Origin of the sequence: Dactylosporangium roseum (genome assembly GCF_025264685.1) — a bacterium.
Taxonomy (GTDB): Bacteria; Actinomycetota; Actinomycetes; order Mycobacteriales; family Micromonosporaceae; genus Dactylosporangium; species Dactylosporangium roseum.
Genome location: NZ_CP073721.1, coordinates 22,166 through 34,864, shown reverse-complemented (window position 1 = coordinate 34,864; position 12,699 = coordinate 22,166). Strand labels below are relative to the sequence as shown.

General features: G+C 71.6%; 9 protein-coding genes. 3 read left to right on the top strand and 6 right to left on the bottom strand.

From position 1 onward, the window contains the following. Positions 1–22: 22 nt before the first annotated feature. The 6 genes from Drose_RS00155 to Drose_RS00130 form a co-directional block, all read right to left on the bottom strand. Positions 23–916 carry a hydroxymethylglutaryl-CoA lyase gene (locus Drose_RS00155; protein WP_260726155.1) on the bottom strand — a complete coding sequence of 298 codons (894 nt, stop codon included), beginning with the start codon at positions 914–916 and terminating at the stop codon, positions 23–25. Positions 917–945: 29 nt separating this feature from the next. Next, positions 946–2,283: an acetyl-CoA carboxylase biotin carboxylase subunit gene (locus Drose_RS00150; RefSeq protein WP_260726154.1), complete on the bottom strand. Its 1,338-nt coding sequence runs from the start codon at positions 2,281–2,283 to the stop codon at positions 946–948. A 79-nt stretch (positions 2,284–2,362) separates the two neighbouring features. After that, positions 2,363–2,995, bottom strand: coding sequence for a TetR/AcrR family transcriptional regulator (locus tag Drose_RS00145; RefSeq protein WP_260726153.1), 633 nt, complete (start codon positions 2,993–2,995; stop codon positions 2,363–2,365). A 109-nt stretch (positions 2,996–3,104) separates the two neighbouring features. After that, the gene (locus tag Drose_RS00140; RefSeq protein WP_260726152.1) at positions 3,105–5,864 is read right to left on the bottom strand and encodes a tetratricopeptide repeat protein; all 2,760 of its coding nucleotides are present in this window, start codon (positions 5,862–5,864) and stop codon (positions 3,105–3,107) included. Continuing rightward, entirely contained in the window at positions 5,854–7,629 is a 1,776-nt protein-coding gene (locus Drose_RS00135) for an HSP90 family protein (protein WP_260726151.1), read from the bottom strand. Before Drose_RS00135 ends, Drose_RS00140 begins: the two co-directional genes overlap by 11 nt. A 44-nt stretch (positions 7,630–7,673) precedes the next feature. Beyond that, positions 7,674–8,870 (bottom strand): hypothetical protein, encoded by a 1,197-nt coding sequence (locus Drose_RS00130; RefSeq protein ID WP_260726150.1) that lies wholly within the window; start codon positions 8,868–8,870, stop codon positions 7,674–7,676. On the opposite strand from Drose_RS00130, the gene Drose_RS00125 reads away from it, so the two are divergent. The 3 genes from Drose_RS00125 to Drose_RS00115 all read left to right on the top strand — a co-directional run bounded on the left by Drose_RS00125 (position 8,869) and on the right by Drose_RS00115 (position 12,692). Continuing rightward, complete coding sequence (locus Drose_RS00125; protein WP_260726149.1) at positions 8,869–9,051, top strand: hypothetical protein; 183 nt, start codon at positions 8,869–8,871, stop codon at positions 9,049–9,051. The genes Drose_RS00130 and Drose_RS00125 overlap by 2 nt on opposite strands. A 259-nt stretch (positions 9,052–9,310) precedes the next feature. Continuing rightward, the gene (locus Drose_RS00120) at positions 9,311–11,752 is read left to right on the top strand and encodes a glycosyltransferase (protein ID WP_260726148.1); all 2,442 of its coding nucleotides are present in this window, start codon (positions 9,311–9,313) and stop codon (positions 11,750–11,752) included. Further along, positions 11,742–12,692, top strand: coding sequence for a glycoside hydrolase family 130 protein (locus Drose_RS00115; protein WP_260726147.1), 951 nt, complete (start codon positions 11,742–11,744; stop codon positions 12,690–12,692). The genes Drose_RS00120 and Drose_RS00115 overlap by 11 nt, the downstream gene beginning before the upstream one ends. Positions 12,693–12,699 lie beyond the last annotated feature (7 nt).

Here is a 12,699-nt window from a genome sequence, read left to right as displayed (position 1 = left end):
GGACACAAGTGGGCCAGGCTGCTCAGAAGGGCAGTCGCGGCCCGGCCCGGAGCACTCCGGAGGGCAGCTCCCGCCCGGCGATCTCCTGCGCGATCCGGGCCGCCTCGATCAGCGCCCTCAGGTCGATCCCCGTCTCGTACCCCATGTCGTGCAGCATGTGCACGACCTCCTCGGTGGCCACGTTGCCGGTGGCGCCCGGCGCGTAGGGGCAGCCGCCCAGGCCGCCCACGCTGGCGTCGAACTCGGTGATGTCCAGCCGCAGCGCGGTCAGGACGTTGGCCAGGGCCGTGCCGCGGGTGTTGTGGAAGTGCAGCAGGAGCGGCAGGTCGGGGTGGCGATCGCGGACCCGGCCCACCACCTCCTCGACCCGCCGGGGGGTGCCCATGCCGGTCGTGTCGCCGAACGCCACCCGGTCCGCGCCGTCGGCGACCACCCGGTCGACGATCCCGGCGACCCGCGCCGGATCGACGTCGCCCTCGAACGGGCAGCCGAAGCTCGTCGAGATGATGACCTCGGCGGTCGCGCCGGCCGCGTGCAGCAGGTCGATCAGACCGGCGATGTCGTCGAGGGACTCGGCGGTCGAGCGGTTGACGTTGCGCTTGTTGTGGGTGTCCGACGCGGACACGACCACTTCGATCTCGGTGAACCCGGCGGCCAGTGCCCGCTGGGCGCCCTTCGAGTTGGGCACGAGAGCGGAGTACCGGACCGCCGGGTTCTTCGCCGCGCGGGCCCACACCTCGTCGGCGTCGGCCATCTGCGGGATCGCCTTCGGATGGACGAAGGAGACCGCCTCGATCCGCTGGACCCCGGTGGCCGACAGGGCGTCGAGCAGCCGTACCTTCGCGTCGGCCGGCACCGGGTCTTCGTTCTGGAGCCCGTCCCGGGGTCCGACCTCGCGGATCGAGATGAAGCTCATGTCGTCACCTCCGCTGCGCTCCGGACCGCTCATCGCATCCTGCTCACAATTGCCGTGTCGTAGTCGCCGGAGACGAACTCGTCGTTGTCGAGCAGCTCGGCGAAGAACGGAAGGTTGACCTTGGGGCCGGCGATCTCGAACCCGGCGACCGCGGTGCGCAGCTTCGCCAGCGCGTCGGCCCGGTCGGCGCCGTGCACGATCAGCTTGGCCATCAGCGAGTCGTAGCTGGGCGTCACCGTGGTGCCGGCCGCGTATCCCGAGTCGACCCGCACGCCCTCACCGGTCGGCTCGACCCAGGTCGTGATCGCGCCCGGGCCGGGCATGAACCGCTTGGGGTCCTCGGCGTTGATCCGGACCTCGATCGCGTGACCGGTGACCGTCAACGTGTCGGGGTCGAAGGTCGGCGCGAGCCCCGAGGCGATCCGCAACTGCTCCTCGACCAGGTCGACGCCGAACACGGCCTCGGTGACCGGGTGCTCGACCTGTAGTCGGGTGTTCATCTCCAGGAAGAAGAACTGCCCGCTGGCCGGGTCGAACAGGCACTCGACGGTGCCGGCGTTGCGGTAGCCGACCGCCTCGCCGGCCCGGACGGCGGCGGCCAGCAGATCGGCGCGCTGGTGCGGGGTGAGCGCCGGCGACGGGGTCTCCTCCACGAGCTTCTGATTGCGCCGCTGTACGGAGCATTCGCGCTCGCCGAGTGCGATCACGCGCCCGTCGGCCAGGCCGAGGATCTGCACCTCGATGTGGCGCACACGCGGGAAGTACCGCTCGATCAGCACGGAACCGTCGCCGAACATCCGCTCGGCGAAGCCACGGACCTTGTCGAACTCGGTGCGCAGGCCGGCCTCGTCGTTCGCGACCGCCATGCCCATGCCACCGCCACCGGCGGCGGCCTTGACCATGACCGGGAACCCGATGGCCGCGGCCGCCTCGATCGCCGCCTCGACCGTGGTCGCCGGGTCGGTGGTGCCGGGCACGACCGGCACGCCGGCGGTGGCCATCAGGTTGCGCGCGTTGATCTTGTCGCCCATGGCGCCGATCGCGTCGGCACCGGGTCCGACCCAGATCAGGCCGTTCTCCTGGACCGTCGCCGCGAACGCCGCGTTTTCCGACAGGAACCCGTACCCGGGGTGGATCGCCTCCGCGCCGGTCGACTTGGCCGCGGCCAGGATCGCGTCGGTGTTGCGGTACGACTGGGCGGGGTTGGCCGGCCCGATGAGGACCGCTTCGTCCGCCTCACTGACGAACGGCAGCGTCGCGTCGGCCTCCGAGTGGACCGCTATGGTGCGGATCTGCAGGCGGCGTGCGGTGCGGATGATCCGGCGGGCGATCTCTCCGCGATTGGCGACGAGCAGCGAGCTCAGCATTCGGCGGATCTCCTGTGGATAACTCTGTGGGTGGGAACGCGGCAAGGCTGTGGATAACCCTGTGAAGTCACTCGAACGGTTACCCCTGGAGTGCGGAGAGTGTCGCCGCGCGCAGCAGCTCGGCACGACGCGCGCGATCGACCTCACCGCCGAGGAAGGGGGTCGAGTTCATGAGCCCGAACGCGGCGTGCGCCAGCACACGAGCCTCACCATCGGTGAGATTACCGTGACGCAGAGCGGTCAACGTGTCGACCCACTCCTCGACGTAGAGTCGCTGGAGCCGGCGGATCTGCCGCCGCGGGTCCTCGGGCAGCCTATCGAGCTCGTGGAGATGCAGGGCGATGACGGCCGGATTCGCCAGCGCGAACTCGACGTGGAATTCCACGAGCGCGGCGAGCGCGGCCCTCGGGTCGTCGGCGGCCTCGGCGATGCGCGCCTTCCCGCCGGTGAGTAGCTGCTCGCTCACGGGGATAAGGGCGGCCACCAGCATCGCTTCTTTGCCCGCGAAGTGGTGGTAAAGCGCCGGCCCGGTCACCCCGGCAGCCGCCCCGATGTCGTCCATCGACACGCCGTGGTAGCCGCGGGTGGCGAACAGCCCGACCGCGATCTCCAGGATCTCGTCGCGCCGGGACCGCCGTCGCGGCTGCTGGCCGCCGTTCCCCGCACCTCGGGACTGCACCGGCGGACGAACGGCTTGCTGTTCCAGCGTCATGGGGAAAGCCTAACCTCATGTCAAGAAATCACTGAACGATCGTTAAGTGGAAGTTGTCACCACGGCCGGCGACGACCCGGATCATGGCCGTCGCCGGCGCGGTGTGGGGCTACTGGTCCAGGTATTCGGCGCGGATCGCTGCCGCCTCGTCCGAGCGGTCCTGCGCCTCGAGGCACTCGGCGAGCATCCAGGCCGAATTCTGCCGGATCTGCGAATCCTTCGGAGCCGCGCCGAGCACCGACCGCAGCAGAGACTCGGCCTCCGTCGGCGAGCCGGCCCGCATGAGCAACTCCGCGTGCAGGAAGTCGGCGTCGAGCGCCTCGCCCAGGGCGCCGATGCCGCGCAGCGCGTCGGCGGTGCCCTGCATGCGGGTGATGGCCTCGTCGCCCTGGCCGGCGCCGAGATGCACGCGGGCCGCGTCGCAGTCGAGCATCGCCCGCTGCCAGATCAGCCACGGCTCGTCCGGATCGACGCTGCCCGACAGTGCTGCGGCCAGGGCGTCGGCCTCGGCCAGCGCGCTCAACGACCCGGGGACGTCGCCGGCCCAGCGCAGGGACAGCGCGCGCATGCGGCGGTTGTACAGTTCCGCCTGCACGACGCCGGCCGCCCGGAACGCCTCGGCGGCCGCCGCGAACCGCTCCGCCGCCTGGGCGTCGCGGTCGGCGCCGTAGAGGAGCTGTGCCGCCTCCTGCAGCATCCGGCCCCGCGACTGCAGGTTGTCGAAGCCGTCGAGGTTCTCCGCCAGCGTCTCCAGCAGCGCGAGTGCCTGATCCGGCTCGTCGAGCCCGCGATAGATGCGCGACAGCAGGTATCGGGTGCTGTCCGCCGCCTCCTGCGCGCCGATCCGGTCGAGCACGTCGACCGCGCTCTCCGCGGCCTCCGCCGCGTCGAGGAGCTGGCCGGCCTCCAGATAGGCGGCGGCCAGGTCGTATCGCAACAGGGCGGCGGGAGGGTCCTCGCCGTGGGCGACGTGGTCGGCGATCACCTCGACGAGGTCGTCGATCGCCTCGACCGGGCGGCCACTGGCGAGCCGCGCCCGGCCGCGCCCGACCAGCGCGGAGAGCCGCGGCTCACGCTCGACGGCCGTGCCCAGTGCCGCGTCGAAGGCGTCGACGGCCTGGTCGAACCGCTCGAGGTTGGCCAGCGCGTGGCCGTGGATGAGCGCGGACAGCGCGACCGGCGGCGGGTCGCCCAGCTTTCCATACTGCTCGCGGGCCTCACCCGCGGCGGCTGCCGCCTCGTCGTATCGCTCCAGGACCAGCAGGCACCGGGCCCGTCGGCCGCTCAACTCGGCGCGCAGCGCGGGGCGCTGCGGGCCCTCCGCGATCGCCGCCTCGACGGCGGCGAGAGCGTCGTCGAGGCGGTCGAGGGCGAGCAGCGGATACTCCATCCGTAGCCGTGCCTCCGCCCGGACGTCCGCGTCGCCCAGCTCCAGGATCCGTGCGGTGACGGCCTCCAGCTCGTCGAGCTGGTCCGCGGCCAGCGCCGCACGGGCCTCGGCGACCAGTGCGTCGAGCTCGTGCCCCAGGGCGCGGTGCGCGGCGGACGCCGCGCGGAACAGCTCGGCGGCCTCCTCGTCGCGCTGCTCGACGGCCGCGATCCGCGCCCGCCCGTCGAGCCGGCGGGCGGCCAGGCCGGGCGCCGGCTCGGGGTGCAGCTCGTCGAACCGTTCCCAGGCGGCGCGCGCCTCCGTTATCCGGTATTCGTCGAAGAGCGCCGTCGCGCGGTCGAGCAGCTCGGCGGCGTCGACCGGCAGCGGCTCGACCGGCCGGGGCGCGCGAGGGGTGACCTGCCTGCGGGCCACGGCGTTCAGTGGCAGGTGCTCGACCAGCGGCTCCGCGGTGAGCAGCGCCTCGATGTTGCGGCCGACGGCCGGGGTGCCGTTGCGCTCGTCGAACCGGGCGGCCAGGTCGCGCGCCCGGGTGGTGAGCCGGCCGGCGAGGACCGTGGCGGGTGTCTCGCCGACGGTGACGCTGTCGTCGAGCCGGCCGAGCAGCAGCGCCGCCGAGGCCGCGAACCACATCTCGGCCTGCGGGTGGGGCGCCTTGTCGAGCCACCCGAGGTGTCGCTGCACGATCTCCAGGCCGCGCACGTCGTTGCCGGTGCGGGCGCAGAAGGCCACGTGCTCGCCGATGCCCTGCAGGTCGGCGAGGTTGCCCCGCATGGCGCGATACGCCCGGCGGTGCGCGTCGGCGGCCTCACCGAGCCGGCCGGTGCGCAGGTAGGGCAGCAGCAGCGCGGTGAGGATCGACTGCGGCTGCTCGGCGCAGGTGAGCTGCCCGGCCAGCACCGACTGGGCCAGCTCGACGGCCTCCTCGTCGAGCTGGCGGGACACCAGGTGGTAGACCTTCGAGGTCGGGTCGCAGCCGACGCAGTCGGAGTTGTTGTCGCGCGGCGCGGCGTTCCACTTGGCGAACCACTCGTCCGACAAGGGGTCGCCCAGATACTCGGCGACGCGGTGCCGATACGCATACACGGCGTGCAGGCTGTGCCCGCCGGCCCGGAACCGGCGCTCCATGTCGTCGAGCACGTCGTAGGTGCGCCCGAGCGGCACGGCCGGGAACTTCAGCAGCCCCGCCACCATGTATTTGAACTGCCACAGCAGCAGGTGCTCGTCCTGACGGTCGAACCGCTCGGGATGCGCGTCGTACTCCGAACGGCACCACGAGAACGTGACGAACGACTTCGCGGTCTCGCCGCCGTGCACGTATGCGGTGGTCGCGTGCAGCCGCGCGGCGAAGCACAGCTCGTCGAAGCCGCCGGCGTCGGCGTGCTGCACGATCTGCTCGACCAGCGCGATCTGGCCGCTGCCATACGGCATGTGGTAGGCCTCACGGAGCAGGCCCCAGAGTTCTTCTTCAGTCCTCATGCGCGACCGCCTTGTTGAGCAGACCAAGGAACGAGCTGTTGAGCAGCGCGGCATCGGCCGGCCGCAGGGGGTGGTGACCGAGCAGGAGCGCCTGCCCGTAGAGCCCCTCGACCGAGAGCCGGACGAGGTCGTCGTCGGCGAGCTCGGTGATCCGCCGCACGAGCGGGTTGCGGTAGTTGAGCACGAGTTGCGGCCGGTCCTGGTCGTCGGTGCGGGCGAGCGCGTCGAGGACGTCGGCCCACACCTCGTCGACCCGCTCGCGGGTGGCCCGCAGCTCGGCGGCGAAGGCGGCGGACCGGTTGACCAGATACATCGCGGGCATGGCGGCCGGGTCGTAGGAACGCAGGACGACCTCGCAGCCGAGCCGGTCGACGGCCCGTTGCGCCCGGGCGAGGAACGGCCGCTTGGCCAGCTCGACCGCGGGCTCCAGCGCGTCGAAGTGGGTGCTGAGGTCGCTCGGCTCGACCCGCTCGATGAGGGCGCCGGGCTCCACGACCGGCAGCCGCTCGATGAGCTGCGTGTCGTAGGTGTAGCCGGCGTTGACGACCGGCATGCCCTGCGCCGCGGCGACGGCGCCGATCTGCCGGAACTCGTCGACCTGGGCCGTGTATCGCACCAGGCCGTGCTGTGCGCGGAAGTCGGCGAGCGTCATGCGGCCGTTGTTGGTCTCCATCGGCCACCAGCGCTCGACCAGCCGCAGCATCTCGTCGTCGTGCAGCGCGAGCGCCTTGACCCCGAGGTGGTGGATGTCGAGGAACTCCAGCAGCCGACGCGAGTCGCGCCCGGCCAGCCGCACGAGCCAGCCGCGAAGCTGGTCGCCGAGCGCCTCGCGGGTGTCGTCGAGCAACTGGTCCTCGTAGAGCGCCTCGCGGCTCGCGGTCGGGCGCAGCTCGGTGGTGTCGATGACGCACCGGGCGAAGAACGCCCAGTCGGGCAGCACCCCCTCGGCCCCTTCGGCGAGCAGCATGCGCTTGAGATAAGCGCGGTGGCCGGCCCGCGCGGCCGGGTTGGCGGGCGTCGGCAGGACGAATGCGACCCCGGTGAGCCCGGCGGCCGGCACGGAAAGGTCGACGACGTCGAAGGGGACGAACCCGAAGAGCTCCTGACAGTACGACCTGAGCCGCTGCCGGCGGGCCTCGCCGGTGCCCTGCCACGGCAGCCCGGCGCCGGTGACCGGCAGGTCGCCGACCTCGACGGTCACCGGCAGCAGCGACCCGTAGAGCTCGGCCAGCTCGACCACGGTGCGGCGGAGCAGCCACTGCTCGGCGTCGCGCCGCGGCACGAGGGTGACGGTGGTGCCGACCTCGGACCGCTCGGCGTCGGCGGGCGCCACGCTGTAACGGCCGTCGGCGAAGCCCCGCCACAGCACGGTCGGGCTGCCCTCGGCACGGGTGAGCACGCGGATCTCGTCGGCGACGAGGAAGCAGGAGAGCAGCCCGATGCCGAACTGGCCGAGGAAGTCGTGCCGGGCGAAGCCGAAGTCGTCACGCTTGGAGCTGCGGCCGATCGTGGCGAGGAACTGGTGGACCTGCGCCTCGGTCAGCCCGACGCCGGAGTCGGACACGCGCAGCGTGCCGTCGCCGGTGAGGTCGGGCGGCTCGAACCGCACCCGGGCCGGCGCGTCCGGGTCGGCGGACCGCCGGGCGGTGATCGCGTCGACCGCGTTCTGCAGCAGCTCGCGCACGTAGACACGAGGGCTCGCGTAGAGGTGATGACTCAACAGGTCGACAACGCCGCGCAGGTCTACTTGGAACGTTCGATCCACGCGGGCACGCTACCGCGCCCGACCGACAATTTTCCGACCCGATCTCACGTGATGACGCGCTCCACGCCGCTGAGTCCGGTCACGCCGGTGATCCCGGTGACCGCTCCGCTGCCCCGATCGAGGCGGAGAACGGCGTCGGGCTGCCCGACGTACACGTACCGGCTCGACACCGCGATGCCCCGCGCGTCCGCGGGCAGCTTCCAGGTCGCTATGTGGATCTTGGTGTCTCGGGCGAAGACCAGGACCCGCTGCCCGGCGGCGAGGTAGACCTCGCTGACGCCACCGGCGAGAGCGGCCCGGCCGGCGGCCGGCTCGAACGTCAGCTCCTGCGTCACCGCGAGGGCATCGGCCTGGACCACCACCAGGGCACCCTTGCCGGCATCGGCCACCCAGACCTCTTCGGCGCTCTGCGCGAGGGTCAGCCCTTCGACGGGCCCGGTGCCGAAGTTGCCGGGCAGGTCCACGCAGACCGCCCAGCCGTCCCGCAGGCTCAGGGTGTGCACGAACGCGTGCACGTCCGGCTTCCCGTCCCGGGCACCCTGGTTGATCAGGTCCCGTACGTGCTGATGGTCCGGCTGGTGGCTGTACAGCGTGAAGAGCCGCTCCCGGCGCGGGTCGAACACCGCCTGCCGACCCTCGCCGCGCATCTCCTCCTCGGCGCCCTGCGGCACGAGGACCTTGATCCCGGCGTTCTCCCCGGGCAGGTTCAACGCCCTGAGCTGACCGGCGGCGAGATCCAGCACCCGCACCCGGTACCGGTCGGGACGCTCCGGCGGCAGCATGTCGAGGACGAACAGTTCGGTACCGCTCGAGGAGAACGCCTCCGGCTGGACGAATCCGGGAAGCGTCAGGCGGTGCCGCTCCCCCGTCGCCCCGGCGACCACGATCGTCGTCTCGGTGCGGCCCGCCGGGTTGCCGTCGACGAGGGCGACGAGACCCGCGTCGGACGAGACGGCCGCGAGCCGCATCCCGCCGCGCACCGCGGCCGCGGTGACGACGGCGCCGGTCGCCGCGTCCCGGACCACGACACGCCCGTCCGGATCGACGCCGACCAGGCGGTTGCCGGTCAGCAGTGCGCCGCCGGCGACCCGGCCGGCGGTGCCGGAGTCCAGCACGGCCATCCCGTCGGTCAGGGAGACGGCGAGGAGTTCGCCCCGCTGAGCCTTGGTGACAGGGCGGGGCGACGTGCAGGCCGCGAGGAGCGCCGCACCGCCCAGACCCAGCAGATCCCGTCGCTTCATGCCCACGACGAGCCGCCGGACGGTCGAGCCGTTCCCGGGGATCACCGACTATTTTCGGCGGGTGGATCTCCGCGCCGCGCTCGACAGCCTGACCGGCCTCTCCATTGGCGACGCGATCGGCGCTCGCGTTCGCGCTGCGACGGCAGCGCCGACCGGCAGCGCCGGCATACCGTCCGAGTGATCGACTCCCGTGAACCGCCCCCCGAATGGAGCCAGAGTCTGTGATCACAGTACGTTACCGTTAGCCACTCCCCTGGCCGAATGCCAAAAATTGACGGTCGTCGTTCTATTTGATCCGGGTGATTTTTCTGCAAATCAGTGCTGACCTGCACAGAAAATCGGATAGCCTGGCCGGATTGCCCCAGACGGCACAGCGGTCCAGTGACCCTCATCCGCGCGTATGACGGTTTTTTGAGGTTGCTCGGGGTAACAATGTGTTCATGTCACACCCTGCCGCGACCTATCGACTCGGTATCGTGTCGACCTATCTGCCGCGCCAATGCGGGCTCGCGACCTACACCGCGGATCTGCGCGAGGCACTAGGTGTCGCCACCGACGATCTGGAGACAGTCGTCGTGGCCATCGACCGTGACGGGCACACATACGGCGACGAGGTCGTCGTCACCATCAACCAGGACCGCATCGAGGACTATTCGGCGGCGGCCCGCGCCCTGCGCGAGGCCGGCGTCCAGGTCGTGCTGATCCAGCACGAGTACGGCATCTTCGGCGGGCCGGACGGCTCGCACCTGCTGGAGCTCACCCGCGCGCTCAACGCCTGCGGCATCCCATACCTGCTGACCCTGCACACCGTGCTGCCTCAGCCCTCGCCGGGCCAGGCCGCGACGCTGCGCGCCCTCTGCGCCCGCGCGGCCCGGGTCACCGTCTTCACCGAGACCGCGCGTCGTGTCGCGATCCGCACCGGCATCGCCGCTGGCCACCAGCTCGTGGTGGTGCCGCACGGCGCGCCCGAGGCGATGCGCCACGCCCCGGACCCGCAGACCCTGCGGCCCGAGCTGCGCGCACTGCTCGACGCCGTGTCCGGCAAGCCGACGCTCACCACCTTCGGGCTGCTCGGCAAGGGCAAGGGCATCGACATCGCGATCGACGCGCTGGCCGAGGTGGTCAAGAAGCACCCGGAGACGCAGTACATCGTCGCGGGCACCACCCACCCGGAGATCAAGCGGCAGGAGGGTGAGGTCTACCGGGAGAGCCTGCAGGCACAGGTACAGCAGCTCGGCCTGAACGACAACGTGCACTTCGTCGACGCCTTCCTGGCCCTCGACGAACTGTCGGCGATCCTGCACACCAGCACGCTGTTCGTCACGCCGTACCGGCAGCCGGAGCAGATCTGCTCGGGCGCACTGACGTTCGCGCTCGGCGCCGGCCTGCCCGCGGTCTCGACGTCCTACAGCTACGCCGAGGACATGCTCGCCGGCGGCGCCGGCCGGGTCGTGCCGATCGGTGACGGCACGGCGCTCGCCACCGAGATCATCGACCTGCTCAGCGACGCCCGGGCGCTCGCCGCCGCCAAGTCGGTGGCCGAGGCCTGCGCGGCGTGGCTGCCCTGGCCGGCCGTCGCCGCCCGCGAGGCCGACCTCTTCGCCGAGGTGGTGCGCCAGACGCAGGCCGCGGCCGCGCGCCCCGGCCACGCCACCGCGGCGGCGCCGGCCCTCAACCTCACGCACCTGGAGAAGCTGACCGACGAGATCGGGATCATCCAGTTCTCCCGCGGGCCCAACCCGGACATGTCCTCCGGGTACTGCGTCGACGACGTGGCGCGGCTGGCGATCGTCGCCGCCGATCTCCTCGCGGTCGGTACCGACGCCAACCAGACCGCCCTGGCGACGCGCTGGCTGCGGCAGTCGATGCGGTTCCTCATCGCCGCCTACGATCCGTCCGGCGCTATGCACAACGTGCTCAGCTACGGCGGCACGTGGCAGGACTGGCCGCACCTGGGTGACCACGTCGGCCGCGCCGTGTGGACGCTCGGCGTGCTCGTCGGCACCCCGGCGGTGCCCGACGACATCCGCCGGCCGGCCGCCGCCCTGCTCGACGAGCTGGGCCCGCGCACCGCCATGCTGCCCGAGCTGGGGCTGCGGTCCGCGGCCTACGCGCTGATCGGCCTCGCCCGCGCCGGGCGCACCGACCAGGCCGCGCCGCTGCTGCGCCATCTCGACGAGGCGCTGGTGGAAACGTCGTCGGCCGACCCGGGCTGGCGCTGGTTCGAGCCGGAGCTGACGTACGACAACGCGCGCCTGGCACAGGCCATGCTGCTCGGCGCGGCACTGCTCGAGGACGACGCCGCCGCGGGCCGGGCGATCGCCGCCCTGGCCTGGTACGTGCAGCACGTCGGCCTCGCCGACGGAACCCTGCGCTGTGTGGGCAACCACTGGCACCGCCGGGGTGAGTCGCCGGCGCTGTGGCTCGCCGACGACGGTGACGAGCAGCCCCTGGACGCGGCGGCGATCACCGAGGCACTGGTCGACGCGTGGCAGCACACCGCCGAGCCGGACCTGGCCCGGCTGGCCGGCTGGGGCTTCGCGTGGTTCCTCGGCCGCAATCGGGCCGGAGCGCGGCTCTACGTCGACGCCACCGGCGCCTGCCACGATGGTTTGTCTGCTACTGAGCCAAATGGGAACCAAGGTGCCGAGTCCACGCTAGCCTATTACCAAGCGCTCCTCAGCCTGCTCAGGGCCGGTTTGGCCGCTCTGCCCCATCCGGTGGTCGCGACAGCGCCGGTCCCGACGTCCCTGCCTGTCACGTCGATGGCGACGAAGTCGGGCAATCAGGGACGGGCTGTCGGCCGGGCTTCGGCCGGGTTCAGCGCGACCGCAACACCGCCCCGCTCGCGCACCACGGAGGGCCAGCCCGATGCACTTTGACGCGGAGCTCTTCCATCGAGAAGCGACCAATCCCCTGCTGAGCGCGGGGGATTGGCCCTATCCGATCAACAGCGTGTTCAACCCGGGCGCGTGCATGCACAACGGCGACACCGTCCTGCTCTGCCGGATCGAAGACCGCCGCGGCATCTCGCACCTCACCGTTGCCCGGAGCAAGGACGGGCGCACCAACTGGGTCGTCGAGGGCAAACCGCTCATCGCCGACGATCCGACCGACGCCCATAGCTGCTGGGGAGTGGAGGATCCGCGGATCACCTACGTCGAAGACCTGGGCGGATACGTCATCGCGTATACGTCGTACGGGCCGGGTGGGCCCTGCGTGGCGCTCGCCCGGACCGAGGACTTCCAGTCCGTCGAGTCGCTCGGGATCGTGATGCCGCCCGAGGACAAGAACGCGTCGCTGCTGCCCCGCAAGATCGACGGGCACTACGTGCTGTTCCACCGCCCGGTCTCGGTGCTGTCGGCGCGCGCCGACGTGTGGCTGTCGAAGTCGACGGACCTGCGATCGTGGACGACCCCCGAGCCGGTGATGCAGGCACGCTCCGGCCCGTGGTGGGACGCGACCCGGATCGGCATGGGGCCGCCCCCGGTCGAGACGCCGCACGGCTGGCTCGCCGTCTATCACGGCGTCAAGGCGATGGTGGCGACCTCCATCTACCGGGTCGGCCTGGTCATGCTCGACCTCGACGACCCGACGAAGGTCATCCGGCGCACACCGAGCTGGGTCCTCGGCCCGGAGGCCGACTACGAGCGGGTCGGCGACGTGCCCAACGTCGTCTTCCCCACCGGCCTCGTCCACGACGAGGCGCGTGACGAGCTGCGGATGTACTACGGCTCGGCGGACCTCACGGTCGCGATGGCCAGCGCGCGGTACTCAGAGGTCGTCGACTACCTGATCTCGCTGCCACCCGAGGGCGAGTAGCGAGCAT

What these genes read in the sequence shown, in the direction of transcription:
- Drose_RS00155 (WP_260726155.1), bottom strand. Translation starts at nt 916, where the DNA reads ATGAGCTTCATCTCGATCCGCGAGGTCGGACCCCGGGACGGGCTCCAG.
- Drose_RS00150 (WP_260726154.1), bottom strand. Translation starts at nt 2,283, where the DNA reads ATGCTGAGCTCGCTGCTCGTCGCCAATCGCGGAGAGATCGCCCGCCGG.
- Drose_RS00145 (WP_260726153.1), bottom strand. Translation starts at nt 2,995, where the DNA reads ATGACGCTGGAACAGCAAGCCGTTCGTCCGCCGGTGCAGTCCCGAGGT.
- Drose_RS00140 (WP_260726152.1), bottom strand. Translation starts at nt 5,864, where the DNA reads ATGAGGACTGAAGAAGAACTCTGGGGCCTGCTCCGTGAGGCCTACCAC.
- Drose_RS00125 (WP_260726149.1), top strand. Translation starts at nt 8,869, where the DNA reads ATGCCCACGACGAGCCGCCGGACGGTCGAGCCGTTCCCGGGGATCACC.
- Drose_RS00130 (WP_260726150.1), bottom strand. Translation starts at nt 8,870, where the DNA reads ATGAAGCGACGGGATCTGCTGGGTCTGGGCGGTGCGGCGCTCCTCGCG.
- Drose_RS00120 (WP_260726148.1), top strand. Translation starts at nt 9,311, where the DNA reads ATGTCACACCCTGCCGCGACCTATCGACTCGGTATCGTGTCGACCTAT.
- Drose_RS00115 (WP_260726147.1), top strand. Translation starts at nt 11,742, where the DNA reads ATGCACTTTGACGCGGAGCTCTTCCATCGAGAAGCGACCAATCCCCTG.